This is a genomic window from Brevibacillus ruminantium (genome assembly GCF_023746555.1).
In the GTDB taxonomy this organism is placed as follows: Bacteria; Bacillota; Bacilli; order Brevibacillales; family Brevibacillaceae; genus Brevibacillus; species Brevibacillus ruminantium.
Genome location: NZ_CP098755.1, coordinates 2,708,222 through 2,733,478, shown reverse-complemented (window position 1 = coordinate 2,733,478; position 25,257 = coordinate 2,708,222). Strand labels below are relative to the sequence as shown.

26 protein-coding genes and 1 riboswitch are annotated in these 25,257 nt (G+C 49.3%); of the genes, 4 read left to right on the top strand and 22 right to left on the bottom strand.

The window, feature by feature from the left end; all coding sequences use genetic code 11:
• The first annotated feature begins 10 nt into the window (after positions 1-10).
• Positions 11-1,348, top strand: coding sequence for an FAD-binding oxidoreductase (locus NDK47_RS13515; protein ID WP_251875735.1), 1,338 nt, complete (start codon positions 11-13; stop codon positions 1,346-1,348).
• Between the two features lie 111 nt (positions 1,349-1,459).
• Here the strand turns inward: NDK47_RS13515 and NDK47_RS13510 are convergent, their stop codons facing one another.
• From NDK47_RS13510 to NDK47_RS13480, 7 genes are all read right to left on the bottom strand, one after another.
• Entirely contained in the window at positions 1,460-2,392 is a 933-nt protein-coding gene (locus NDK47_RS13510; RefSeq protein WP_251875733.1) for an aminoglycoside phosphotransferase family protein, read from the bottom strand.
• Positions 2,393-2,542: 150 nt separating this feature from the next.
• Positions 2,543-2,746 carry a cold-shock protein gene (locus tag NDK47_RS13505; protein WP_251875724.1) on the bottom strand — a complete coding sequence of 68 codons (204 nt, stop codon included), beginning with the start codon at positions 2,744-2,746 and terminating at the stop codon, positions 2,543-2,545.
• Positions 2,747-3,106: 360 nt separating this feature from the next.
• Positions 3,107-4,651: an AbgT family transporter gene (locus NDK47_RS13500; protein ID WP_251875722.1), complete on the bottom strand. Its 1,545-nt coding sequence runs from the start codon at positions 4,649-4,651 to the stop codon at positions 3,107-3,109.
• Between the two features lie 29 nt (positions 4,652-4,680).
• Entirely contained in the window at positions 4,681-5,331 is a 651-nt protein-coding gene (locus NDK47_RS13495) for a helix-turn-helix transcriptional regulator (RefSeq protein ID WP_251875720.1), read from the bottom strand.
• Positions 5,332-5,414: 83 nt separating this feature from the next.
• On the bottom strand, positions 5,415-6,605 hold the full coding sequence (locus tag NDK47_RS13490) for a metal-dependent hydrolase family protein (RefSeq protein ID WP_251875718.1): 1,191 nt from the start codon (positions 6,603-6,605) through the stop codon (positions 5,415-5,417).
• 24 nt (positions 6,606-6,629) lie between these two features.
• Positions 6,630-7,592 carry a threonine ammonia-lyase gene (ilvA, locus tag NDK47_RS13485; protein ID WP_251875716.1) on the bottom strand — a complete coding sequence of 321 codons (963 nt, stop codon included), beginning with the start codon at positions 7,590-7,592 and terminating at the stop codon, positions 6,630-6,632.
• Between the two features lie 6 nt (positions 7,593-7,598).
• Positions 7,599-8,072 (bottom strand): RidA family protein, encoded by a 474-nt coding sequence (locus tag NDK47_RS13480; RefSeq protein ID WP_251875714.1) that lies wholly within the window; start codon positions 8,070-8,072, stop codon positions 7,599-7,601.
• 131 nt (positions 8,073-8,203) lie between these two features.
• On the opposite strand from NDK47_RS13480, the gene NDK47_RS13475 reads away from it, so the two are divergent.
• Positions 8,204-8,929: an alanyl-tRNA editing protein gene (locus NDK47_RS13475; RefSeq protein WP_251875712.1), complete on the top strand. Its 726-nt coding sequence runs from the start codon at positions 8,204-8,206 to the stop codon at positions 8,927-8,929.
• Between the two features lie 63 nt (positions 8,930-8,992).
• Positions 8,993-9,149: riboswitch (cyclic di-AMP (ydaO/yuaA leader) on the top strand.
• A 7-nt stretch (positions 9,150-9,156) separates the two neighbouring features.
• Entirely contained in the window at positions 9,157-9,966 is an 810-nt protein-coding gene (locus NDK47_RS13470; RefSeq protein ID WP_251875710.1) for a CAP domain-containing protein, read from the top strand.
• A gap of 144 nt (positions 9,967-10,110) precedes the next feature.
• Here the strand turns inward: NDK47_RS13470 and NDK47_RS13465 are convergent, their stop codons facing one another.
• From NDK47_RS13465 to def, 4 genes are all read right to left on the bottom strand, one after another.
• A complete protein-coding gene (locus tag NDK47_RS13465) occupies positions 10,111-10,638 on the bottom strand; it encodes a DedA family protein (RefSeq protein WP_251875708.1) in 528 nt (175 codons plus the stop codon).
• Positions 10,639-10,740: 102 nt separating this feature from the next.
• On the bottom strand, positions 10,741-10,887 hold the full coding sequence (locus tag NDK47_RS13460) for a hypothetical protein (protein WP_251875706.1): 147 nt from the start codon (positions 10,885-10,887) through the stop codon (positions 10,741-10,743).
• A gap of 80 nt (positions 10,888-10,967) precedes the next feature.
• Entirely contained in the window at positions 10,968-11,984 is a 1,017-nt protein-coding gene (locus tag NDK47_RS13455) for a homoserine dehydrogenase (RefSeq protein ID WP_251875704.1), read from the bottom strand.
• A 52-nt stretch (positions 11,985-12,036) separates the two neighbouring features.
• A complete protein-coding gene (gene def / locus NDK47_RS13450) occupies positions 12,037-12,561 on the bottom strand; it encodes a peptide deformylase (RefSeq protein WP_251875702.1) in 525 nt (174 codons plus the stop codon).
• 165 nt (positions 12,562-12,726) lie between these two features.
• Between def and NDK47_RS13445 the strand changes: the two genes are divergently transcribed.
• Entirely contained in the window at positions 12,727-14,022 is a 1,296-nt protein-coding gene (locus NDK47_RS13445) for an aminotransferase class I/II-fold pyridoxal phosphate-dependent enzyme (RefSeq protein ID WP_251875700.1), read from the top strand.
• Positions 14,023-14,114: 92 nt separating this feature from the next.
• Here NDK47_RS13445 and NDK47_RS13440 read toward each other — a convergent pair whose 3' ends face one another.
• The 11 genes from NDK47_RS13440 to panD form a co-directional block, all read right to left on the bottom strand.
• Positions 14,115-15,023, bottom strand: a complete 909-nt coding sequence (locus NDK47_RS13440) for a DMT family transporter (protein WP_251875698.1) — start codon at positions 15,021-15,023, stop codon at positions 14,115-14,117.
• 154 nt (positions 15,024-15,177) lie between these two features.
• A complete protein-coding gene (locus NDK47_RS13435) occupies positions 15,178-16,359 on the bottom strand; it encodes an acyltransferase (protein WP_251875696.1) in 1,182 nt (393 codons plus the stop codon).
• A gap of 225 nt (positions 16,360-16,584) precedes the next feature.
• On the bottom strand, positions 16,585-17,799 hold the full coding sequence (locus tag NDK47_RS13430; RefSeq protein ID WP_251875694.1) for a DUF418 domain-containing protein: 1,215 nt from the start codon (positions 17,797-17,799) through the stop codon (positions 16,585-16,587).
• Between the two features lie 192 nt (positions 17,800-17,991).
• Entirely contained in the window at positions 17,992-19,278 is a 1,287-nt protein-coding gene (locus tag NDK47_RS13425; RefSeq protein ID WP_251875692.1) for a purine/pyrimidine permease, read from the bottom strand.
• A gap of 128 nt (positions 19,279-19,406) precedes the next feature.
• Positions 19,407-20,567: an NRAMP family divalent metal transporter gene (locus tag NDK47_RS13420; RefSeq protein WP_251876149.1), complete on the bottom strand. Its 1,161-nt coding sequence runs from the start codon at positions 20,565-20,567 to the stop codon at positions 19,407-19,409.
• Between the two features lie 81 nt (positions 20,568-20,648).
• Positions 20,649-21,413, bottom strand: coding sequence for a LamB/YcsF family protein (locus tag NDK47_RS13415; RefSeq protein WP_251875690.1), 765 nt, complete (start codon positions 21,411-21,413; stop codon positions 20,649-20,651).
• 12 nt (positions 21,414-21,425) lie between these two features.
• Positions 21,426-22,433 (bottom strand): 5-oxoprolinase subunit C family protein, encoded by a 1,008-nt coding sequence (locus NDK47_RS13410; RefSeq protein ID WP_322112096.1) that lies wholly within the window; start codon positions 22,431-22,433, stop codon positions 21,426-21,428.
• The gene (pxpB, locus tag NDK47_RS13405; protein WP_251875688.1) at positions 22,430-23,167 is read right to left on the bottom strand and encodes a 5-oxoprolinase subunit PxpB; all 738 of its coding nucleotides are present in this window, start codon (positions 23,165-23,167) and stop codon (positions 22,430-22,432) included. Before pxpB ends, NDK47_RS13410 begins: the two co-directional genes overlap by 4 nt.
• The gene (locus tag NDK47_RS13400; protein ID WP_322112095.1) at positions 23,164-23,952 is read right to left on the bottom strand and encodes an IclR family transcriptional regulator; all 789 of its coding nucleotides are present in this window, start codon (positions 23,950-23,952) and stop codon (positions 23,164-23,166) included. Before NDK47_RS13400 ends, pxpB begins: the two co-directional genes overlap by 4 nt.
• A gap of 153 nt (positions 23,953-24,105) precedes the next feature.
• Complete coding sequence (locus NDK47_RS13395; protein ID WP_251875684.1) at positions 24,106-24,795, bottom strand: YheC/YheD family protein; 690 nt, start codon at positions 24,793-24,795, stop codon at positions 24,106-24,108.
• Between the two features lie 38 nt (positions 24,796-24,833).
• Positions 24,834-25,226, bottom strand: a complete 393-nt coding sequence (gene panD / locus NDK47_RS13390) for an aspartate 1-decarboxylase (protein ID WP_251875682.1) — start codon at positions 25,224-25,226, stop codon at positions 24,834-24,836.
• Positions 25,227-25,257: the final 31 nt, after the last annotated feature.

Below are 25,257 nucleotides of genomic sequence, written 5' to 3'. Positions count from 1 at the left end.
GGTGTTTTTCTTGCCAAGTTTGATGGGATTAACCGGACGTGTGATCGTGGAGGGAGAATCAGGGTATGAGGAAGCAAGGCTCGATTTTAACGCCCGCTTTTCTAAATATCCAAAAGCAATTGTCTACTGTATGAATGAGCAGGATGTCGTCAATGCGGTTAGATGGGCACGTAAACATGAGATGCCATTTCGTGTGCGTGGTGGCGGGCATAGCTACGAGGCGTTTTCTCTTGTTGACGGCGGTCTTGTCATCGATATCAGCATGCTGCAGCACCTACATATTGATAAAGAAGCAGGCACGGCATACGTTGGTGCGGGGTTTCGAGTACTCCCCCTCTACGAAGCCTTGTGGAAACAAGGACGCACCATCCCAAGCGGAACCTGCGGGACAACCGGAGTGTCCGGGTTGACGCTAGGCGGAGGATTCGGTTATCTTTCCCGACATTTCGGCATGACCTGTGACAATCTGCTCGCGATCGACATGGTAGACTGGCGGGGCAGGATGATTCGCGCCAATGAAAAGGAACACAGCGATTTGCTATGGGCTTGCCGCGGTGCTGGCGACGGAAGCTTCGGCGTGGTTACTGCCTTTACCTTTCGCGTGAATCCAATCGGTGATGTAGCGCATTATTCCATGGCGTGGGATTTTTCCGATCTTCATAAAGTAGTACGTTTTTGGCAAGAATGGGCTCCCCATGTCGATGACCGCTTAACCCCAACCCTCCTGTTACCTGCAAAAAACCACGGCGATATCCGATCACGCGGTGTATTCGTCGGCTTGGAAAAGGAACTTCGTCAACTGATCCGGCCTTTGCAGCAAGCGGTACCGCCAAAGACCATTTCGATCCGCTCTGCTTCCTGGATCACTGTGGCGCGCATGTTCGCCGGAACCGCGACCAGCCGAACCAAGTTTAAAAATTCATCTGCCTACGTTTACGAGCCCTTATCAAACGAAGCTCTTTCTATATTTACCCATCATTTATCCGAGACCCCCGGCACCGGAAATCTGGTCTTGTTCGATGCATATGGCGGTGCGATTGGCCGGATTCCTCCCGATGCGACTGCTTTTGTACATCGCAGAGCATTGTTCATGATCCAATACCTGTCCTATTGGGAACACGATCGGGATGAAGCAGCCAATATTCGCTGGATCGAACAATTTCGCACCTCCATGCTCCCCTTTACCCGTGGTGCATACCGCAACTATTGTGATCTGCTGATTCCTGATTGGCAGACCGCGTATTTTGGTGAAAATATCGACAGGTTGAAAACAGTCAAAAAAAAGTACGACCCGGAAAACGTCTTTCAGTTTGAACAGAGCATTCCACTACCGGAACAAAAAAGTTAGCAATCACTCATGGCAGACATACATTTGGAGAGAGAAAGACACCAACGCATTCGTTGGTGTCTCAGACTGACAGTCGTTGGTGCCTTCGTTTGATTGAACTCTTTCCTTCAGTTACTCTTTCAATCCGTTGGAATACCATACAGGTATGCAGCTTTCGAAATACTGATGATCCACGCAAAGGTTGTGCAGACGTTGACGCATCTCCTCTACTTTGTCGGGTGTCTCTTTGACAGACCAGACGATGGCGGAAAAAACGCTCATCGCGGCGTAGATGGCATACAAGGTCCAAAAATGCTCGGGAATCGGCTGATGAGCAAAGTAGCCGTCAATTTGCCCCTTTGCAAATGGGACACTGCATTCCTTACTGAACAGTGCCAATTTACTAAAGTCAAAGAGTGGATCTCCCCAATCGTACCGGTTGAAATCGATAATGCCTGCGTAAGCCCGCTCATTGACGATGATATTGCCCACATGAAAATCGTCGTGTTGAAACTGATTGGGTCGATCCTTTAGCACGTACTCGTTTTCTTCTATAAAACGGATGATTTGGCGATCGTTCTCCAGTTTGACCCCGCAGGTTTGATAAGCTGTCAGATAACGGTCATGCTTTTTCATGATATGGTCGTACCAGTCAGGTGTAGAGGGAGGTGCAGGGAGCTGATGAAGCCGCTCCAGGTCCCGGCCCGCCTCCCATCCGATCCGATACTGTTCTTGAGTGGTGTAGGTGGGGAGCGTTTTTCGCGCATCCTCTCCTTCGATATAACTGAGTAGATAATAGCAGAGTCCCAGCGCTTCTACCTTACCGAACTCCAGGGGGAGCGGGCTTTTTGCACCGTACGGTTTGATGGACCGCATGATGTGATACTCTGCGGATTTCCTTTCGTAATGCGCGATATCCGCGGTGCGCAGCAACAACTTTTGACCATTGTGATAGCGGACGAGATATTTATGATCTGAGGAAAAGCCCTCTGTTATACGGTGGATGTCCGTGGCACTGGCAAGGGAAGGGATCATGGCTTGCATAGCTTTACTTCTTTCATCCATCTATCTGAGCCTCCCGTCATTTCGGCTGATAAGAAACCATTTTACCATAAAGTAACAACGATGTCAGAGCGAATCGAACACATTCAAGGGCATGAGACAGGATGAAAAAAGCAACTGTCTATGATGACAGTTGCTTTTTGGTGAGGAGTCTTAGAGTTTTACGACGTTTTCCGCTTGCGGCCCACGATCGCCTTGGACAATCGTAAACTGGACGCGCTGTCCTTCCTCGAGGGTTTTGAAGCCCTCTCCCTGGATCGCGCTATAGTGGACGAAAACATCTTCTCCACCCTCTACTTGAATAAACCCGAAACCTTTTTCTGCATTAAACCATTTTACTGTGCCAATTGTTTCCATACAGGTAACCTACCTCCAACAGTTTTCCAACAGTATTATGTGCAAACCCAAAAACCTTCATGTAAAAATAAAAAACACATGTCAGTAAGGAAAATGAAGAAGATTTTCCCTCCTACAGGTGAATCCATCGCTTCATTTCTATATGTGTTGCACAAGGTTTCGTCTATGAGAATCCAAAACGACGAAAGCCCTACCTCTCTTCCATCCTTGCGGCTCCGATGACCGCGCCAGTGTGAATCAGAGTTCCAACTGTATTATTCAAGTACCTTTATTTTACTTGATCTGGAATGAAAAAGCAAATGCCGACAGCCAACCGGCGCTGAACCTGCCAGTTGGCTGCTTTTGAATGACTGGTGAAAGCTACTTGAAAATCGAATGTCCTGGGCCGAGTGGCAATCCAAACAGGTACCAGAGCGCAAACAAAACAATCCAAAAAAGTCCAAAAAGCAGGGAATAAGGCAGAAGGATCGAGATCAAGGTACCCATTTGCAGATTTTTCTGATATTTCTTTGCGAACGTTAACAAAATGGCGAAGTACGGGAGCATCGGCGTTATCGCGTTGGTGATCGAATCACCAATCCGATAGGCTGCCTGTGTCATCGCTGGGCTGTATCCAAGCAAAAGGAACATGGGAACGAAAACAGGGGCCAGGATTGCCCATTTTGCCGTAGCACTGGCAATCAACAAATTGATGATCGTCGCAAACACGATAAACATGATTAACAGGGGCAGACCGGTCAGCCCGATGTTTTGCAGAAATGCTGCTCCCTCGATCGCGATGATCGGTCCAAGATTGCTCCAGTTGAAGTAAGCAATCATCTGAGAAGCCACAAATGCAAGCACGATGTAGTATCCCATCCCCGACATCGTTTTCGTCAAGTGTTCGGCCACATCCCGATCCGAACGGATCACACCCGCACCGATGCCATAGGCGATAGCCGGGATGCCAAACAAGAAAAGCAGGATGGGAACAAGGGCTTTCATAAACGGTGATACGATCAGCGAATCGGTTTCAGGATCACGCAACAGCGATCCGCTTGGAAGGGTGACACTCAAAAGAATGAGTACACATACCAAAAGAGCAATGCCTGCCCAGCGTAATCCCTTCTTTTCCTCTGTGCTCACCTTGGCCTCTGGCTCCACGATTGTATCAGACTGAATATAGGTTCCCAATCTCGGCTCGACGATTTTGGTTGTCACCCAGACTGTCAACGGCACGAGCATGACAGTAGAGGCAGCCATAAAATAATAGTTCATCGCCGGACTGGACTGATAGCTGGGATCAATCATCTGTGCTCCTGTCTGGGTAAAGCTGGCCAATGTGACATCCAGTACCGAGACGACCAGGTTGGCACTGAAGCCACCTGCCACAGCTGCGTAGGCGGCCACCATCCCGGAGATGGGGTGACGGCCCAGCATCATAAAGATCATGGCCGCGATCGGCGGCATAACGATGAACGCTGCGTCAGCTGCTGCATGACCGAGCATGCTGACAAGTACGATGATCGGCAAGATCAAAAATTTTGGCGAAGCCAGAACGGTCCTCTTCATCGCGGCTCCGATCAGTCCTGTTGATTCAGCCAGACCGACCCCCAACATCACGGAAAGAACCAAACCAAGCGGCGGAAATGAGGTGAAGTTATTGACCATTTCGGTCAAGATGCGGATCACTCCATCCCCGCTCAACAGATTAATAGCGACAATCCGTTCCTGATTCGTGGGATTAATCGTCGACCACCCAAGTGCGGCCGCAATGCTGGACATAACAAGAATGGCTGCGATGATGATCAGGAAAAGCGTAACAACATCCGGCAGTTTGTTGCCCAACACTTCAACGCGATCCAGGAATCTCAAAAACCGGCCCTTCTTTTCGGCTTCTACCTGTGGTGAAAGAGGTGTGCTCATCCGATCTACCGCCTTTCATCAACGCTATTTTAGGTAGGCTGTTTCCCCTTCTTCTCTACATAATTGTAAATGGTATATTTTGACACATCCAGCAAATCCGCGACATGCTGGACGGCGCCTTTGATTAAAAACAACCCCATCTCGTCGAGCATGCCGATAAACGCGATTTTCTCCTCTTTCTGCATGAAGGGAATTGGTTTGCCCACTTTTCGGATGCATTCTTCAATGATTTGATCCATCAATTCAGTAATCGAGGGTGCAAACCGCTCTTCTGTTTTGTCATGCGGCTCCTGCTCAAACGACGCAAGCTGTCTCAAGGTGGCTTCCGCCATCATCAAATGCGTCACGTCCAGATTGATGCAGAGACAACCGATCACTTTATTTTCTTCATCCCTGATAAAGATGGTGCTTGACTTGATCACCTTGTCTTTAATGCCTTCGTGCTTGTAATTGAGAATGAAATCATGGCCTTGCTCCCCCTGGCGCAGCAGCTTTAGCCCCAGATTGGTGACAGGTCCCCCTGCCTCTCTGCCGCTGATATGACCGTTGTAGATCCGGACGATGGACGCCTCGGGGTTGGTCATATCATGCAAGGCGACCTCACAATGTTCGCCGAAGGTTCGAGCCAGGCCCTCCACAACCGGTAGATAGCTGGCCAAAATTGGATGTAACGCGTTCATCAGTGCGACCTCATTTCCCTGTCGTCGTAGTAACTGGATAAAAAACCGTCATTAATATGAAATGTCCACGAGGTATCCCTGTGTTACGGGTGGTGTGCACAAAGTAAACCACCTTTATACACCTGCCGAACCTGTTTCAAATGAAGCAGGTCTGAAAGCGGGTTCCCCTCGACCAGCAGCAGATCTGCCCACTTCCCGACCTCAATCGATCCGATCCGGTCATCCAGCTTCATAAAGGTAGCGGCGCTTAACGTAGCAGCATGGATGGCGTCAATGGCCGCCATGCCTTCCTCGTGCATCAGCTGTAGTTCGTCCGCGAGCAGCCCCGGTGTATTAAAGGGAGTGCCGGCATCTGTGCCCGCGGCCATCTTTACCCCGCTCCGCAGTGCGTCACGGAAGCTTTCCCGATGTCTCTGTACGAACGGCTCAGCTTTGCGGATAAAGTCTTCCGGTATCCCTGAATCGGGCGGCTGTCGCAGGATCAGGGTGGCCGCAATTAACGTGGGTACTAAATACGTTCCTCGCTCCAGCATCATCTGGATGGCTTCCTCGTCCAGGACGGAACCATGTTCGATGGTTGTGACACCAGCCCGGATCGCATTTTTTATCCCATCCAGACCGATGGCATGCGCTGCCGTCGTTTTTCCAGCGTGATCGGCTTCTTCACAGGCACATTTCATCTCCCATTCGCTCAGCTGCGCTGAACCGGGGTCCGTACCTGTCGTCAGGACTCCTCCCGTGGCCATCAGCTTCAGCAAATCAGCCCCGGCCTTCAGTTGGCGTCTCGCCGCTTTCCGTACTTCATCCGCGCCATCGGCCTCAATCGCCATCGGGTGACAATGACCGCCTGTCATGACGATCGGCTGTCCCGAGGCATAGACGCGCGGTCCCTCGATCAAACCACGTTCGACAGCTTGTCGATACACGATATCTACATTGTAACGTGTTCCTACATTTCGTACAGTCGTAATGCCAGCCGAAAGGAACTGCCGGCCCTGCGAACAGGCCAAAAAGGCTGTGTCGGCCTCCGAGTCTGCTTTGATCTGTTGGAAGGGATCAGGTGAAGCATTCATCCCCAGATGCACATGACTGTCAATCAACCCTGGCAAAAGCGTCATGCCGGTCCCATCAAACTCCCAATCAGCCGTTTCTGTACCGCTTGTGCCCTGGGAAATTTCGATGATCCCGCTTTCGTCGAACACGACCGTCCCGTTTTCGATCGCTTGACGATTCACAACATCAATGACCCTTACATTGAAAATTTTTCTTCTCACAACCGTCCACCCTCTCTGTTCGGGCTATGTGTATTTTTCAATCAGAGTCGCAAGCAAGCTCATATTTACATTTCCGCCTGTTACCAACACCACGACTTTCTCCCCGCTGATCTGGGTCCGGCGATGAATCATAGCAGCCAATGCCGCCGCTCCCGATGGCTCTACGACCAGTTTTGCCCGTTCTGCCAGACTGACGACCGTTTTCGCTATCTCTTCTTCCGAGACCAGCACCATCTCATCGACATATTTTCGAGTATGCGCAAATGTTAATTCCCCTGGCTTTTTTGCCATCAAGCCGTCCGCGATCGTGTCAACCTTCTCTACCTCAAACGGATAGCCATGCCGTAAGGATTCGTACATCGCCATCGCGCCCTCCGTGTTGACACCGATCACCCTGACAGCAGGCTTGACTTCTTTCAAGGCAGCGGCAACACCCGAGATCAGACCCCCTCCGCTGACGGGTACTACTACCGTATCGACTTCGGGCAGCTCGGCCACAATCTCCAGACCGATCGTCCCTTGGCCAGCGATGATCGGGATATCCTCGAAAGGATGAATCATAACCAGCCCTTCCGTCTGCTCAAGCTCTTTTGCCTTGTCATGCATGGTAATCGAAGTGCTTCCTCCGTCCACAATTTTGGCTCCGTAGTGGATAATGGCATTTCGCTTGCTGGGAACAGGATGCGTCGGCATAACGACCGTCGCCTGGATACCGAGAGATTGAGCTGCGTAGGCTGTGCCTGCCCCGTGATTCCCTGCGGAAAAGGCAACCACACCGCGCTTTTTCTCTTCGTCAGAGAGCATCGCGATTTTGTTGTACGCCCCTCTAATTTTGAACGATCCTGTTTTTTGCAAATTCTCCGGCTTCAGATAAACGGTATTGCCCGACCACTCGCTAAAAGTACGTGAGTATTGCAGCGGCGTGGGCAAAATAACGCCGGCAAGATTTGCCTGTGCTTGTCTGATCTGATCCAATGTGACAAACATCTGTGATCACTCCTCGTCTGCTTTCACTTCCGCGATTAATTCAATTTCTACAGGTAGGTTCATTGGCAAAACGGATGTCCCCAGTGCAGATCGTGCATGTTTGCCCTTTTCTCCAAAAATTTGTACCAGCAGATCGGATGCTCCGTTGATCACTTGCGGCTGCTCATAAAAATCATCTGCGCTGCTGACCAGTCCAAGCATTTTGACAATCCGCTCGACCCGGTCCAGACTCCCGATCTCTGCCTTGATCACACTAAGCAAGTGAAGAGCCGTAACCTGAGCAGCCTCGTAGCCCTGTTCGACAGAGAGATCTCGGCCGAGCCTGCCCGTATAAAGGGGTTGACCGTCCACAAAACACCCGGCACCTGAAGTAAAGATCAGATTTCCAGAGCGTACACAGGAAACATAATTGGCTAGAGGCGGTTGACTTGGCGGCAGGACAATATCCAACTCTTTGAGACGGTGTTCCACGGAAGACATGCAATCACTCTCCATTTGTCAGAAAATTTAGTATCTCGTCCTTATTCTTATACTATCATCTTACTGGCATGATATGATACAATTTTTTTGATATCAACAATTTTTTTTGAAGAATGATTGGAGAGCTGATGATGACTACGGAACAATATCTGAACGACAGCTATCTGACGATAGGCGAAGCCCAGATTCTTGAGATTGGGCAAAATCAGGTCATTTTGGATCAGACGATTTTTTACCCGACGGGCGGCGGACAAGAGCATGATCTTGGGGTCATGGTGCAAAACAACCGGGAGTATGAGGTCGTGAAGGTCAAAAGGGAGCAAGGCCGTATCGTTCACTATCTGTCGAGTACAGAAGGATTGCAAAAGGGTCCTGTCCATCTGCAAATTGATTGGGAAAGACGCTACGGACTGATGCGCCATCATTCACTGCTTCACGTATTGGCCGCTGTCGTACAACGCAAGTTCGGTGCACTCTGTACGGGAAACCAAATCTATCCCGATCGGGCGCGCATCGATTTCACCCAGCTCCGTGAGCTAAGCGAGGAAGAGACCGCCGAGATCGTAGCCGAGACGAATGAAGAAATCAACCGAAATCATCCCATCACAACCCGCTGGATTACACGTGAAGAAGCAGACCATGCCCCTTCTCTGATCAAAACTGTGGTCAATTTGCTCCCTCCCTCCGTGACCACTGTGAGACTGGTGGCAATCGGTGATATTGATGAGCAAGCTTGTGGCGGGACACATGTAAAGGAAACATCGGAAATCGGTCATTTTGCCATCACGAAAATAAAAAGCAAGGGGCAGGACAGCAGGCGGTTGGAGGTTGTCGCTATGCCGATCAGCGGCGGTTAAACCCCGACTTACCAGGATTTACAGGTTCACTTCTCTGGTCTTCCTTTGTTATCCTGATTAAGCCAAACAAACAAGCCGAAACTTCTCGCGGGAGAAGTGCGGGGGACTTTTTTCTGCAGAAAACCGTTTTTTCTGCATTGGGGTGAATCACGTAAAGTGAAGGGTTGTATCCTCAACCCAAACCCGACAACTAACCTCGTAGGCAAAAAAAAGGAGACGATGAGAACATGAAACCATTTGGCAAGTCGATCATCGCAATTGCTTTGGGATTGGCCGTTACTTCTATTTCTACTTCTGCTTTTGCTGCCACATGCCCGTTAAAATCCGGAGCGAATTCAGGCTCAGGCCAGTGGCTCTCAAATGTATTGAATTCCCAATCTTTCAAACAGTTTCAACAGTCTAACCCATGTCCGACGAATCAAGGATTGTCATTCAATCAAGTGTTGCCAATCAGCAAAGCAATGCCGAACAATCAGGCTACGCCTTGGAATTGCAATTATGCGGTTCCCAATTTCCAATGGATTATGAATCCTCAACAAATGCAACAACCGGTTCAAAATCAGGTACAGCAACCTGTTGAACAACCAGTTCAACAGCCAGTTCAACAGCCGGTTCAACAACAACCAGCACAACAGCAAGCACCAAAAGCGAGCCAACCTGCTCAAGCATCTTCCCAATTTGCTCGTCAGGTAGCAGATTTGGTTAACCAGGAGCGTGCAAAAGCTGGTCTGTCTCCGCTTACCTATGATGCTTCCCTGGAAAAGGTAGCATCGGCAAAAGCGGCTGACATGGATGAAAACCACTATTTTGACCACAACAGCCCGACCTATGGTTCTCCATTCGACATGATGAGCAAATTTGGTGTGAACTTCATGGCTGCAGGTGAAAACATCGCGATGGGCCAACGCAGCCCGGAAGAAGTCATGCAGCAATGGATGAACAGTGACGGTCACCGCAAAAACATTTTGAATCCGAATTTCACGAAAATCGGTGTAGGATATCAAAATGGATACTGGGTACAAGAATTCACTGGATGATCAATGAATCGAAGTAAAAAAACCGAGTTGCTCTTGGGAGTGACTCGGTTTTTCCTTTTTTCTTATCAACCCCTGCCCCGTTCCTTTAACTCCTTCAACCGCTTCATCATCCTTTCGGAAGGTTTGTTTCTTCTGAGAAAACGTTTATCCTCGGAAAAACTGATGTAACAGCGAATGGTATTTCATCCATGCAAACTCTATATATTTTCCAAATACAACAAAAACAGTGACCCAGAGAATCGAACCCGCTGTGTTATAGAGGGAGAAGGTCAAAAAAGACATACGGTTTACTCCAGCCAAATAAGAGGCGAGGACACGAATTCCTGCGAGAAATTTGGCAAACAGAACAATTGCGATTTGATATTTCTGAAATTTATGCTCTGCCTTCTCCAGTTTTTCAGGCGTTAATCGCACAAACCTTCCGTAGTCGAGCAGTAATTTTCGTCCAAACACGCGTCCCAGTAGATAGGCAAGCGAGCAACCAGCGATATTGCCAAGCGTGGCAAAGAGAAGCAGAGGAAGCAAAGAAAGCTCGCCTGTCACCCAAGCGATGCCTGAGACGATCAGAATGGTTTCCCCCGGAAAAGGGATACCGATCATTTCTAACAGCAAAATGAACGCAATCCCGATATATCCATAATGTTGGATCCAGTAATGTATATCCATATGCATGGGAAGTGACCATCCTTTTTTGGGAAGTCCTGTTGAACGCTGAAAAAGCCGGAAAACAACTTGATTCCGGCTTCCTTCAGTCTGCGATGTCTGAGAACCTCGTCAGCTCTCATAAGAACAGGTATCGCATGCCTGTTCTTCTTCCAGAAGAGGTACCTTCTTCTCGTGCATCTTTTGTTTGGTCGGGTATGCTCCCACTTGCTGCATTTCGACATTGACATCCTTGTCATTGTTTTGTTGCTTTTCCATGGGTAGCCTCCTCACGAGTACGACCTATGAATAGTATTCACTCGACACCCGAAGGTATACGCCCCTTCATCATGATTGAGTTACCTGGTTTGTTGCAACACATGCTCAAAATCCTTTAGAGCGGCAGATGCTGCAGCCACTGGGTCTGATTTGCCTCCGACGACCAACAACTCCCCCATCGTATCCGTTTCCACACGAACGGCTTTGGTTGTACCCAAGACCCGTGCAAAAGGATGGTCTGACTCCAGCAGCCGAAGTTCAACCGCCGCTTTAAGCACTTCACCCTCCTTTCGCAAGCTGCCCACCAGCTTGGGAACGAGGGATTCGGCTTTCCACTTCGCGATTTGCTCCTGAGTGATGGTCATGATCCCTTCACGTTTTACATCCGAAAGGCCAAGCTTGGCTTCAAAGGCCGCATTGGCGATGATCGTTAGCTTGCTCGCCGTGTCCCACCCTTCCAAATCAAACCGGGGATCGGGTTCGGCAATCCCCATCTGCTGTGCACGGGCAATTGCTGTTTCCATCGTGTTGCCTTCCTCCATCATTGCTCCCAGCACATAATTGGCGGTCCCTGTAAAAATCCCCTCCATGTAAGTGACGTCAGAGCCTGCCAAATTGTATTGAAGCAAGTCTACGGTTGGAAGTGCCGCGGCTGTCGCTCCGCTTACTTTCAAAAAGACTCCGTGTTCGCGAGCAAGTGCTGACAAAGTGGAATAATCTACTACCAACGCCCCTTTGGAAACCGCAATCACATGTCTTTTGGCGGCCAAAGCCGTCTTCATATAAGAGAGAGCAGCGCCACCTGTTTCCAGATCAGACGGACCTGTTTCGATCAGTACGTCATAAGTGCTGCCCTTCAGAAAATCAATTCCCGTGAATGTCATGTCCCCCATGCAATTCTCTTCCGAAAAAGCTTGGAGCAGCTCGGATGATACGCCCTCTGGATCGTAACATCCGGCTTTTGAGCGCATAACCGCCACAAGTCTCACGTCTGCATCGTATCGCTGGCGGTACCTTTCCTTTCGTTCTGTCAGTAATCGGGCGACCTGTTTCCCCACTGTTCCGAATCCAGAAATCACGAGATCCCATCTTTTCACAGTCTGTTCCCCTCCAGTTGCTGTTTATCTATGTCATTTTCTGCTGAACGGATTATCTCCTCACAGGGATCCGATGGGCAAGAATCGGATTCGCATCAGCAGCTCTAAGTTTTTTGCCGTTGCGATCATGATACAATTCTTCCACGTAGTCAATGTAGAGTATGCCGTGCAAATGATCAATTTCATGCTGCATGCAGCGGGCCAAAAAGCCTTCCGCTTCCAGTATCTGCTCGTTTCCCGTACGATCAAGCGTCCGTACTTTTACATACGTCGCCCGTTTTACCAGGCCGACCACCCCAGGTATGGACAGACATCCTTCCGTACCCATCTCTTCCCCTCTGCGCTCGACGATGACCGGATTGATCAGCTCGATCAAACCGGTACCACAATCCATGACTACAAGCTGCTTGGGTATTCCAATTTGAATGGCGGAAAGACCTGCCCTGCCTTTGGCGGCATAGATCGTTTCTGCCATGTCATTCAGCACTTTATAGACATTTTGAGTGATAGTCTTGATGGGCTTCGATTTTTCCCGAAGAATCGGGTCTCCCAGTTGCACAATGATCCGTTCTGCCATCTTTTATTCCTCCCCTGATCAGCTTCGTTGTGATTTCAACGTAACAAAGCCTTTTACATTCGTCAAACAGCTTTTGTGAACCCCTGTTTTTTCATCGACAAATCCACTTATATGCGCTATCGTAAATGGTAAACATGAACTTGATGGAGATAGAGGGAGGAAACCATGCATCCACTTGCATCGCAGTTGAACGAAACCATCCAACGCGAAAACCCGCATTTCTACGACATGATCTCTGATTTGGGAAAATTGATGTATTTCCCGAAAGAAGGTATCCTCAGCCAATCAGCTGAAGCGAAAGCGAAAGCAAACAAGTTTAATGCGACCATCGGCATCGCCATGGAAAACGGGCAGCCTATGCATTTGAAGGTCATTCAAGACAACTTGTCCGCTTATGCGCCCAAAGATTTGTACGAATACGCACCGCCTGCAGGTAAACCGGAGCTTCGCGCAGCCTGGCGAAAAAAAATGCTGGAGGAACACCCGTCCTTGGAGGATAAATCTTTCAGCAACCCGATTGTCACCAATGCCCTGACTCACGGGCTCAGCATTGTTTCCGATCTGTTCGCAGAACCTGGCGACGCCGTCATTATCCCGGATAAAAACTGGGAAAACTACGAGCTGACTTTCTCCGTTCGCCGTGGAGCGGAAATGGTATACTACCCGCTGTACAACGAAAATATGAAGTTTAATGCGGATGGCTTGCGCGAGGCGATTTTGGCGCAAAAAGAAAAAGGCAAAGCGATCGTCGTGCTCAACTTCCCCAACAACCCGACGGGCTACACGCCTGGTGCAGAAGAAGCACAGCGTATTATTGAAGCGCTGACTGCTGGTGCCGAAGCCGGTATCAATATCGTTGCGGTAACCGATGACGCTTATTTTAGCTTGTTCTTCGAAGATTCCCTCAAAGAATCCCTGTTCGGGGCACTTTGTAACCTACATCCGCGCATTCTGCCGGTAAAAGTGGATGGCGCGACCAAAGAAGAGTATGTATGGGGATTCCGGGTTGGATTCATCACCTATGGCGGCTCGAGTGATGCACTGCTTTCAGCGCTGGAACAAAAAACGCTCGGAATTATTCGCTCTACCATCTCCAGCGGTCCGCATCCTTCGCAAACCTTCATCCTGGAGGCGCTCAAATCTCCAACATTCCACCAGGAAAAGCAAGAAAAGTTCGAGATCATGAAACGCCGCGCCAACCGGGTCAAGGATTTGCTGGACAGCGGTAAGTTCGATGAGGTATGGGGCTATTATCCGTTCAACTCCGGATACTTTATGTGCCTGAAGCTGAAGCATGTAGATGCGGAAGCACTTCGCCTCCATTTGCTGGAGAAATACGGCGTCGGTACTATTGCCTTGGGCAAAACAGACTTGCGCATCGCGTTCTCCTGTATTGAAGAAGAAAATATCGAAGAGTTGTTCTCCCTGATCTACCAAGGGGCTCTTGATCTGCAAGCGTAGTCAATGAAAAAAGCGTTCTGGCTCTGTGCCAAAACGCTTTTTTTGATACATTCATTCTCCGTTTGCCCGCGTAAAACCAACCGCGATCCCCATCATCCGTTTTCCGCGTGATCGATAACCGGCTGCGCCATTCTGCTTCTGGTGCCCGCCACAATTGCTGCCAGCACAAACAGCATACCGACTCCATGAGCCCAGGTAAAATGTTCTCCCAAAAACAGAATGGAAACGAGTGCTGCACTGATCGGCATAAAACCGGTAAACAGACCGGCTGTGGAAGCAGCTACTTTGGCGACTCCCCGATACCAGAGTACAAAGGAAAGCACACTGGCAGTAACCGCGTAATAGATCATTAAAAGCCAGATTTTGAGCGGGACAGCTGAAAGATCCGTTTTTACAAAATCAGCAATGGCAAAAGGAAGAAACAGAACCAGGCTGATCGTATTGATAGCTGCTGTCATTTGAAAAGGGGTGATCCGGCCAGACAATCGCTTGGCAAAAATCGTAAACAGCGCTTCTGAGATCACCGCCAGGAAAACGAGAAGATTGCCAAACATGGCGGCCATCTCCAGATTTGCTCCCCCTCCGACGAAGGTAATCATGCTGATCCCGACCACGGAGAGAAGAATCGAAACCCATTGATGAGAGCGGATCTTTTCCCGCAACAGCAAATAGGAAAAAAGTGCGATGCAGGCTGGGACCGTACTGGTGATAATCCCGGCCGAAGTGGCTGTTGTCCACTGAACACCGTAAAGCATACAAATACTGAATAAAAATACACCAAAAAAGGATTGCCAGAACAACGTCTTACCCTCGCTCTTTTCCCATGAGCTTTTCCACTCTCCACGCATTGCCAGTAAAGGAAGAAGGATAAGGGAAGCGAGAATAAAACGGAATTCTGAAAACAAGAATACCGGCACATGCTCCACGATCTCTTTGCCGATAGAGATATTGATGCCAACAAACGCCATGGATAATGCCAACTGTAAATAAGCGGAGATCAACTCTTTTTTCCACTCCTTTTTTGTCGTTCAACCGGAATTACCTTCTGTTTTAGCGCAGTCTTTTTGTCTTAATGAATAAAGAAAAAACGACTTCCTACATCATGAGTTGTGGGAAGCCGTTCTACGCTCGTTTTGGTTTGTTTGTTGGCTTGTTTTATATCGCTTGCCTTTCCTTTTCCCTCGGGGATCGTACGGGCGAGCTTTTTGTCTTTTTCTCCGCTGCCCCCACCAGCCAGGACCCGAACGGTAATTTGGCGAGCAGATAGGACCCTAAAAAGGAGAGCAGGGAACAGAGGACAAAGGCAAGCAAACTCCCTCCCAGCCCATTGCTGGTCCACTCCCATTTATTCAACAGCTTCATGACATACGTCAGAACCAGTGCATGGATCAGGTACGCCCCGTACGAATAATGACCGAGAAGCGAAAGTGCTTTCTTCCAATGCGCTTTGGATGTGTTTACCCAAAGGACAAGCAGATAGAGAATCAGGAGCTGAATCACGGTATAGAAAAACATGGATGGCTTTAGTGTCGTCGCAACATTCAGATTGACTGGCAATCCTCCAGAATATTTTACCAGTTCATATCCGATATAGCCATACATAATGCCAAATGCTGTAAAAAGGGACAGCCAGCTCCTCTGCAATAAAACGCGGAACTTTGGCAACGCAAATGCTGCAAGCCCCCCCATCAAAAAATAGAAGGAGTAATACAGAAAATTGCGGTCGCGAAATTTGATCAGATAGGCATCCAACCAACTGATCTCAAAGCGAAAAGCGTTAGCGGGAAGATACCTGGCTGAAAACCACATCAACGCCGTATAGGCAAGTGCAGCCGCACCGATGATGCCCCATCTGCCGACCTTGCCGCGAAAGAATTGAATCGCCCAGCGAAAGAGCTGACGATAGACAGGATACAGCAAATAAAATTGAAAAATCATGACCACAAACCACAAGTGATAGGAACTGGTTCCGGTCAGCCATTTTTTCAACACAAGCATGAAGGTATGCAGGTTCCACCCTGTCAGATCGTGATGCCATACCATATAGACAAGTGACCAAATCAGATAGGGAATGATGATCTCGGTAAACCGCTTTTGGATAAAACGCGGATATGCCAGACGTTCATAGTAATTATAAAACAGCACCAGCCCGGTGACAAACACAAAAGCCGGGACGGCAAATTTCATTAAATGAAATAACATGCCAAATAAAAAGGATGTCTCTTCACTCACCCCCGGTTTGCGTATATAGATGCCGATTACATGCTGATACACGACAGCTAAAAACGCAAAGGAGCGGAGATAATCCAGCTCAGCAATTCGCTCTTTTTGGGCCATTTATGTTCTTCAAACCTTTCTCCCTATCGAAAACTAACTTTCCGAATAATCGGCAGCTTCTTTGTGGTGTTTGTGATCATCCATCCCCATCCTACCTATTCGGAAAGAAATTGGCCAATAGAAAACAATGGAAGTGGAACTATTTGGACTGCAGCCACTTCCACAACATCCAGTAACCTGTGGTCAGGATGGTTACGACGAGAATCGTCATCATAGTACCCGTTTTCATAAGATCCTCCTATTTACAGCTTCGCACTTTTTCCAGGACTGAACAGCACCGTATGTCAAACAGCGCCATACCCACTCCAGTGGACCGTAGTGATAGCGGGTCAGCCACCAGCGACTTCCTGCTGCTTGCAGTGGCAGGATGAGCAGACAAAGAACGAAGCCAACCCAGAGCGGAGTTTGTCCGTACAGATCAAACACCCTGACAAGCGAGACGCAAACTAAAGTTTGTGCCATGTAATTGGTTAACGCCATCCGTCCTACCGGTGCAAAAAAGCTCAGTTTCTTCTTCAGATCCTCTCTTCTCGTCATCAGTAGAATCGAGGTGATGTAAAACACAAATAACGCAAGTCCGCTCCACTGTACCAGAACCAGGTGGACAATGTCTCTCGTTCCTGAGAACGGCACCTTCCCGAAGTACGCAAGCGGGATCAGTGCAACCAGAGGCAAGCCGATTAACATGGAAATCATCCAATATCGCCTGATGACAGGAAGCTTCAAGTCAAGTTGGTGAAAGAGACCTTTCTTACCCGCGTACAAACCAAACAGGAACAACGGCAGAACAGTGAAAAGCGCCATCCATTCATTTTCTAAAAGAACCGGGAGTTCATAGTTCCAGCGAAAGGCTAGCCACTCATCGAACCCGCCATTTTGGTAGACTTCGACTGCTTGACGAGCGAGCTGTGCCTCTTTTTCGGTTTGCAGCGCTTGTTCGTCAACAGGGAACCACAGAGAGAGTCCCATCGGTATCTGAAACAGAACAAGAATGGTGATCGCCCAGCGGCGAATGACGGCCTCTCGCCTACGATAGAAGAATAGCAAGAGCATTCCTGCAACCGCGTAGGTGTGCAAAATGTCGCCAAACCAAAAAAACAAATGCAACACGCCAAATAGAAACAGACCAGCCAATCGCCTGAGGTATTTGCCTGTCACCGGCTCTCCTCTTATCTCCAGACGACTCATAAACAAATAAAACCCGATACCAAACAAAAAGGAGAAGATCGCATAAAATTTCGTCTGGGCAAACATGTCCAAAAACATGCGCAGCCAGAAATCAACTGAACCGGTGTGCTCCGGAAATCGCTGTAGACTGGAAAATAGCTCTGGGAACATGTAACCGGGCATGTTCACCAAAAATATGCCAAAGAGAGCAAAGCCTCTGATGATATCCAGCTCGTTGATTCTATCTTCCAACGGGGTGGGCGTGGAGTGCATGCTTCTCATCCTTTCTCACGATGCTTTTCCAAAATACCCCACTGTTTAATACGGAAAAGAGGCCCAAAAGTAACACTTTTTCTGAAAAGAGTCTGATCGTTTGACCTTTTTTGCTAAAAAATACAAAAAAACCCGTTTTTCCTTCATGAAAAAACGGGGCAGATATCAGTTATTGTCATTCCTTACCCAAAGCTATTGACTCCATTCTTTTGTCGCAGTGATACGCTCGGGTTGCATCAGACGCTCCATGACCATGCAGATAAGTACGCCCATCAACAAACCGTTGCTCAGTAATGGACTAATATAAGGAGGAAGCACTGATAAAAAGGTCGCGGGGAAAAACATCGTACCAGTCCCGCACATTAACGAAACGCCTACGATAAACATCTGTCTTTCCCCGAGACCGCCTCTGGAGACTTCCCGAATCCCCATCCCCAGCATATTGGCAAAGGATAAAAACACACTGGCATAGCCAACAGAAACGGGAATCGACGCGAACAGGACCGTGACAAAAGGAAAAAAGCTCATCATCATCACAGCCAGACTCCCGAGAATAAACGGCAGCTTGTCTTTGATACGTGTCGTGAGAATAAAACCCGCCGTGTAAGAAAGCGGAACAAACCCGATAGTCGAGAAGGCGGTTGACAGCAGTTGGCTGACCCCCATCAAAAATCCGGAGCGATTGGCGTTTACCTCTTCTTTTGGTTGTACGACTTGCTCGACAGCTTCCAAACTGGCGATCAGATTGCTGAACAACAGCAGCGTAACGATCAGGGAGGTCAGAATAATCCCGCTATTCCATTGCGGCCATCCCCATGCCATCATCTCCGGAAAAGATAGCAGCGTATGTGCCCCTCCCTCGATCGGATGATAGATCCCCGCAGCCACAAAGAGGATCCAGCCAAACAGAATTGCAATGAGAACCGAATAACTGCGGAGCAACATTATTTTGCTTCGAGCCAAAACGAGCGTGAGAACGAGCGTTCCCAAAGAGATCGCAATCCCCGTACCGGTGGCTCCGTCATCCCTTGTCATGAATATCCCGTTCAGAAACGGTCCGCTCATCTGTGCCACCAGGAGTAAAAAATACGTGCCGATCACGGTTGGAGAAAACAAACGACGGATGCTGTCCATCCAGCCCAATGCTCCGGCCGCAATAAAAATCAGTCCACTCGCCAGCAAGCCCATTGCCAGTGCGGGCAACACCTCTCTTTGCTCCAGCCCCATAGCCGGGCCGAGCGAGGCAAATAATAAAAAGACACCCCACCACAGGGCAGCTGGTCCTTCCATGATCGGCAAGCGATGTCCCCACAGCGCCTGCAGCAGGGATACCACCCCCAGGACCAGGAAGGTTCGCTGAACAAAATCAGCAATTTCCCCTGGTGTCATTCCGTACGCTTGCCCAATGGCCAACGGAGCAACCACGGTTCCAGCAAGAATAAACATCGCCCATTGGCAGCTCGATAAAAATAATCGCAACTTTGACCACCCCTGCCATCCCTCAATGATTTCACCATTTCATTTCTTACCCGGATTATCGGCAGCAACGACAAAAATAGAAAGAGACCGCAGAGTGTATGAATGTTCTGCGGCTCAGATGTGAGATTTTATGCAAAAAGCTTGGGCAGTTCATTAATGAGGGTATACCCGCCCATGATTGCCATGGAGACGACCACCACTCCTCCGAAAATCGTCATCCAGAGGGGATGTTTGTAATCCCCTACAATATTTTTACGATAGGCAGCAACCAGCATTACACCTAGTGTCAACGGCAGGATCAGACCGTTTAAGGCGCCAACCAGCACCAGAATTTTTACCGGGCGTCCAACGAGTATAAAAACAAGCGTGGATAATGCAATAAAACCGACGATGACATATCTGTATGAATTTTCAATCTTAGGATGAAACGTACGAATAAATGAGACCGATGTGTATGCGCATCCGATCACAGAAGTAATGGCTGCTGCCCACATGACGATTCCAAAAATTTTGTAGCCGATCTCGCCCGCAGAAAGCTGAAAGACGGACGCCGGAGGGTTGGCCGGATCAAGCTTCAATCCTTGCGCAACCACACCAAGTACGGCAAGGAACAGGACCACCCGCATGATCGACGCGATGGCAATTCCGGAAACAGAGCTTTTTGTCACCTCAGGGAGTGCGCTATGCCCTTTTACACCAGCGTCCAGCAAGCGGTGCCCGCCCGCAAAGGTAATATAGCCGCCTACTGTGCCTCCGACGAGTGTAACGATTGCCAATACATCAATAGAGTCAGGAATAAATGATTTGATGACGGCCTCGCCAACGGGAGGAGCAGATGTGATCGCAACGTACAAGGTCAAAAGAATCATGACCACGCCCATCACTTGCGCAAAGCGATCCATCAGCTTGCCGGCTTCACGCACGAGAAATATACCGATGGCAATAATTGCACTTACGATTGCGCCTGTCTCTGGTGTTATGCCAAACAAGACGTTTAATCCAAGACCAGCACCAGCAACGTTTCCGATGTTAAAGGCCAGTCCGCCCATGACAACCAGCAGAGCTACGAGATAACCCAATCCAGGAACTACCAGGTTGGCGATGTCCTGTGCTCGTTTTTCCGATACGGCAATGATGCGCCAGACGTTCATCTGGGCTCCGATATCAAGCAGGATGGACATCAGAATCACAAACCCGAAGCTGGCTGCCAATTTTTCTGTAAAGAATGTGGTTTGTGTTAAAAAACCAGGTCCAATGGCAGAGGTTGCCATCAAGAATGCTGCCCCCATCAAGAGGCTTAGTTTGGTAGCCTTCACTTTTGTTATCTCCTCTCTGTTGTTTCACTTTTCGATGTCGTTGTGGTTCTTCGCTTATTTGCCCATTGCCCTCACCTCGATTCCCGCGGATTCAAGGGAAGCCCGGACACGCTGGGCAAAAGCAAGAGCATGCTGACCATCACCGTGGATACAGATGGTTTCGGCCAAAATATCCTTGTCCGTTGCTTGTCTCGTGGCTACTTTCCCTTCTTTTACCATCCGAATCACCTGTGATACTGCTTCATTCTCATCGGTGATCAGCGCGTCGGACTGTGAACGAGGCGTAAGCGTGCCATCCTGCTGGTAGGTCCGGTCGGCAAAAACTTCATTTTTTACACGAAGTCCCGCTTCCTTGCCCTTTGCAATCAAATGGCTCCCAGCCAGCCCGACCAGATAGAGCTCTGGATTCACCCGATAGACGGCTTCTGCGATCGCTTCCGCAAGCTTTGAATCGACTGCGGCCATATTGTACAGCGCACCATGCGGCTTTACATGCTGCATGACGCCCCCCTCCGCTTGAATAAACGCCTGCAGGGCACCGATTTGGTACACGACATACTCATAGGCTTCCGCGGGAGTAATCTTCATGTTCCGACGACCAAAACCTTGCAGATCCGGCAGTCCAGGATGGGCTCCCAAGGCAACCTGATAGGCGAGAGCCTGTTTTACGGTTTTTCTCATGGTAGCCGGATCTCCCGCGTGATAACCACAGGCAATATTGGCCGATGTAATGAACGGCAAAATCTCCTCGTCATGCCCGATACGGTAAGCTCCAAAGCTTTCCCCCATGTCACAGTTCAAGTCCACGTGATAGGTCATGTTCTCCGCCTCCTACATGTATTTAAGTTGGATACCCAGCTTGGCCTGCTGGATTAACTGCTCTCTTTCAAACAGCAGCCTTTCCGCCTCCTGATGGGCGATTTCCCGAAAATAAAGAGTGTCCCCCGGTTTTGTCTGGGCAATTAACGGTAAATCCGCACTGACAATCTGGGCGATTTTAGGGTATCCACCGGTTGTCTGGCGATCGGCCAAAAGTACGATGGGATTGCCTTCTGCCGGGACTTGTACAGTACCAAAGGTCACCGCTTCCGAAATTAATTCCCGGTCGGATTCGATCCGCTCCAAAACAGGTCCATCCAGCCGATATCCCATCCGGTCTGATTGGGTGTTTACCCGAAAGCCCTTCTGGAAAAAGTCTTGCCGGCTTTTCTCGGTAAACCAGTCATATTGATTCCCTCTGATTACCCGGATGACTGGACTTGCGTCATAGCGGGGAAAGAGCTCTGCAGCGATGCCCCAGTCGGGCGCATAAAATGTACGCCCCTCCGCATGTTTCTCAAGATAGTCAAAAAGTTTTTGGGATCGCTCGGAGGGTGCTTCGGCTTTGAGTTCGTCTCCTTTTTGCAAGGCGCGGCCTTGGTATCCGCCAATACCCGCACGCAAATAGGTAGACCGGCTGTTCATCACCAGAGGAACCTGAAAGCCTCCGGCAATGGCCACGTAGGCTCGTGCCCCGCGCCTGCAGCCGCTGAATTTGATCATGGTGCCCGCTCGAATCCAGACTGGTTTCCACATCGGCAACGGCACGCCATCTGCCATTGGATTCATATCTGCTCCGCAGATTGCAAGAAGTACATGCTCGGTTGCTTCCCAAGCATCGCCCATCAAACTCAATTCCAAGGTCGCTTCGTTCCCCTCATTCCCAACCAGAAGATTGGCAATCCTGTGGGCAAAGGGGTCCATCACGCCGCTTACAATGACTCCATGTTTTTGAAAGCCCGTCCGGCCGCCATCCTGCATGGAGGTAAGAAGGCCGGGTCTAATGACTTTGAGCATCATGATTCTTCCTCCTTATACGCCTCGTACGCTTCCCTGGAGATGGGGATAAAACGCACGTAATCTCCTGCTTGCAGCAAACTGGGAGGATTGTGATTGGGCCGAAACAAACTGACCGGAGACCTTCCGATGATTTGCCAGCCACCGGGAGTCTCCAGCGGATAAATGCCGGTCTGCGTGCCGGCGATACCGACAGAGCCGCTGGGAATTCGCAGACGTGGACTTTTTTTCCGCGGCGTCGCAATTTTCTCGGACATCCCGCCTATGTAAGGAAATCCAGGGGCGAAGCCGATCATAAAGACCTGATACTCTCCCTGTGAATGGATGCGAATCACTTCTTCCTCGCTGATTTGGTGATAAGCTGCTACTTCAGCGAGGTCTGGTCCCATTTCTCCCCCGTATAACACAGGAATCTCCACGATATTGCCGGCGGCTGGCCGAATATCGGAAGACTGCTCCAAGGCTTCATGCAGCATTCTTTTTACCCGCTCATAGGGTGAGAGCATTTGATCTTGCGTATGAGGGTCGAGACGCTTTCCGTCCATGACGGCAAGTGGATCATAAAAAACCGTTACCGTGGTATAGGCTGGAATGTACTCCACCATCCCCGGTATGGGGAAGCGATCCATCCAGGCCGCGAATTTCCTTACTTTTTCATGTGTGTTCTGGTCGATTACGGTACCGAAGCGGATGATGATTGCCTGTTCGCCGAGTGGTTCCATGTAGATGTCGCTCATTGGCTGCCTCCCCTCCCTCTTCTCTGTTCGATCCAGCCAAGCTGACGGGATATTTCTCTGGCCGCTTCCATCGTTTTTTCGGCCAGCAACGGGATTCGTTCATCTGCGTACCGAGTGGTAGGTCCGACGATACTGATCCCGGCAATCGCCCGGTTCATATGATCAAAAATGGGCGCGCCCACGGCAGATGTATAATTAAACAGCTCTGAGTGGCTGACGGTATATCCGTTTTTTTTGTCTACCTCCAAAACCCGGCGAAGGACGTCCAGCTCCGTGATGGTGTTGTTAGCGATTGGCTGGAGATCTACCCTCGCCAGGTATTCCTGCTGTTCTTTTTCGGGCATAAAGGTAAGCAAGACACGGGGACATGCTCCTCCGTACATCGGTGCCCTTCTGCCGATGGCGGTGTAAACGCGAACGGGTTCCTTGGTATCCACTTTTTCCACATAAATTGCCTCTTCACCGTCACGTACAATCAGATTGACCGCCTCTCCAATCTCTTCGTTCAGTTTTTTCATGATGGGGAGTGCCACCTTGCGGATATCCAAGCGCTCTGCAACAGCTTGTCCATATTGTAAAAAGCCTAATCCCAATTCAAACGCACCATCAGAAGTCCGCCGCAATAATCCGCCTTCTTCCAGTGAAAGCAACATGCGATAGACAGAGGTCTTAGGCTGGCCAGATATTTTGACCGCTTCAAACAGGGTCAATTGCGGATGGGTCAGAAACAAATGAAGCAATTCCAATGCTTTTAAGACAGTGCGATTGGTTTCAGTCAAATCCACACCTCCGTTCCGAATATCGGAACTAGAGTTCCGTTTTTACATATATAAGACTCATTATAACTATTTTTAATTCCTTTACAATCACGAATTTTCAATTTATTCAATCGAACGAAAAATAACCACTTGTCTGTCCGGTCGACAAGTGGCTGGCATTTACTGATTTCGATGGCGCTTGATCCGTCGATACGCACGCAAATCCGGAAGTTTTTTAAACAAGGAAAGAGATGGGCGAAAATTGGCTTCGATGATCCACGGCCGACCATTCACATCGATCCCTAAATCAAGACCAATCATGCGTAAGCTGGGATACTGTTTTCCAAGTCTTTCACCAACAAGGATCGACATCTCTTTCATCTCATCCCAAAGCTCCGGAGACACCTTACAGTTGGACTTTGCTACAGCCGCAGTCAAAGGTAAGACTTTGCCCCTGCTCCTGGCCACATTGGTCACAACGAAGCCCGGTCCAGCCTGCTTAGCTAACCAACCGGTTACCACCCATGGCCCTTCCTTTTTTCGTTGAAGCATGACACGCACATCGAAAGGTCTTCCATTGATCCTGCCAAGGGACAGATACGGTTGAATCAAATAAGGCTTGGGACGAAACCGCGAACGGATATGGGCAAGGACAGCGGATTTGCCTGCAATCTCTTTTCTCTCATGTCCGGAATGAACCCGATAATGTCCATTCTTCAGCCTGGTAAGCTTGATAATGCCTGCTCCGCCACCGCCTCCGGAAGGCTTTAGGATAACGGAGCCGTACTTCCTGACATGGTCCCAGAGTGCTTTCGGCTCAAATAAAACCGTGTCAGGGAGGTATTTTCCTAAGCGCTTTTCCTTCAGCATAACCTGATGTTTTCTCCACTTCCCAACATTTGGCGGTTTTATTGGATGTCCACTCCATTCGTAATCAGATGGTGGTCTTCAACCCCGGTGATCCGGTTTTGCTCGTCGACAAACACAACCCGCGGCACAAGCTGGCTCGCTTCTTCTTCTGTGTACATGCCCATGCTTAAAATAATGACCAGATCGCCAGGCTGAAACAGATGGGCGGGCGGTCCATTCAGGCATATTTTACCTGAACCGGCAGTCGCCGGGAGCGCATACGTCTTCCAGCGGGTCGCATTTCTCAGACTGGTGATCTGGACGATTTCATAAGGCAGAATATTGGCTTCTTTCATAAGTGTACTGTCAATCGTAATGCTCCCGACATAGTCCAGTTCTGCCTGAGTGACAGTAGCCCTATGAATTTTCCCTTTGCACATGTGTCGCAGCATCAGAAACTCCCCCTCCCATTCCTTTTTCCAT

Excerpts from the sequence above, each read along its gene's own strand:
- NDK47_RS13510 (WP_251875733.1), bottom strand. The coding sequence starts at position 2,392 with ATGGATGAAAGAAGTAAAGCTATGCAAGCCATGATCCCTTCCCTTGCC.
- NDK47_RS13505 (WP_251875724.1), bottom strand. The coding sequence starts at position 2,746 with ATGGAAACAATTGGCACAGTAAAATGGTTTAATGCAGAAAAAGGTTTC.
- NDK47_RS13500 (WP_251875722.1), bottom strand. The coding sequence starts at position 4,651 with ATGAGCACACCTCTTTCACCACAGGTAGAAGCCGAAAAGAAGGGCCGG.
- NDK47_RS13495 (WP_251875720.1), bottom strand. The coding sequence starts at position 5,331 with ATGAACGCGTTACATCCAATTTTGGCCAGCTATCTACCGGTTGTGGAG.
- ilvA (WP_251875716.1), bottom strand. The coding sequence starts at position 7,592 with ATGTTTGTCACATTGGATCAGATCAGACAAGCACAGGCAAATCTTGCC.
- NDK47_RS13480 (WP_251875714.1), bottom strand. The coding sequence starts at position 8,072 with ATGTCTTCCGTGGAACACCGTCTCAAAGAGTTGGATATTGTCCTGCCG.
- NDK47_RS13475 (WP_251875712.1), top strand. The coding sequence starts at position 8,204 with ATGACTACGGAACAATATCTGAACGACAGCTATCTGACGATAGGCGAA.
- NDK47_RS13470 (WP_251875710.1), top strand. The coding sequence starts at position 9,157 with ATGAAACCATTTGGCAAGTCGATCATCGCAATTGCTTTGGGATTGGCC.
- NDK47_RS13465 (WP_251875708.1), bottom strand. The coding sequence starts at position 10,638 with ATGCATATGGATATACATTACTGGATCCAACATTATGGATATATCGGG.
- NDK47_RS13460 (WP_251875706.1), bottom strand. The coding sequence starts at position 10,887 with ATGGAAAAGCAACAAAACAATGACAAGGATGTCAATGTCGAAATGCAG.
- def (WP_251875702.1), bottom strand. The coding sequence starts at position 12,561 with ATGGCAGAACGGATCATTGTGCAACTGGGAGACCCGATTCTTCGGGAA.
- NDK47_RS13445 (WP_251875700.1), top strand. The coding sequence starts at position 12,727 with ATGCATCCACTTGCATCGCAGTTGAACGAAACCATCCAACGCGAAAAC.
- NDK47_RS13435 (WP_251875696.1), bottom strand. The coding sequence starts at position 16,359 with ATGGCCCAAAAAGAGCGAATTGCTGAGCTGGATTATCTCCGCTCCTTT.
- NDK47_RS13430 (WP_251875694.1), bottom strand. The coding sequence starts at position 17,799 with ATGCACTCCACGCCCACCCCGTTGGAAGATAGAATCAACGAGCTGGAT.
- NDK47_RS13420 (WP_251876149.1), bottom strand. The coding sequence starts at position 20,567 with ATGGGGGCAGCATTCTTGATGGCAACCTCTGCCATTGGACCTGGTTTT.
- NDK47_RS13415 (WP_251875690.1), bottom strand. The coding sequence starts at position 21,413 with ATGACCTATCACGTGGACTTGAACTGTGACATGGGGGAAAGCTTTGGA.
- NDK47_RS13410 (WP_322112096.1), bottom strand. The coding sequence starts at position 22,433 with ATGATGCTCAAAGTCATTAGACCCGGCCTTCTTACCTCCATGCAGGAT.
- pxpB (WP_251875688.1), bottom strand. The coding sequence starts at position 23,167 with ATGAGCGACATCTACATGGAACCACTCGGCGAACAGGCAATCATCATC.
- NDK47_RS13395 (WP_251875684.1), bottom strand. The coding sequence starts at position 24,795 with ATGCTGAAGGAAAAGCGCTTAGGAAAATACCTCCCTGACACGGTTTTA.
- panD (WP_251875682.1), bottom strand. The coding sequence starts at position 25,226 with ATGCTGCGACACATGTGCAAAGGGAAAATTCATAGGGCTACTGTCACT.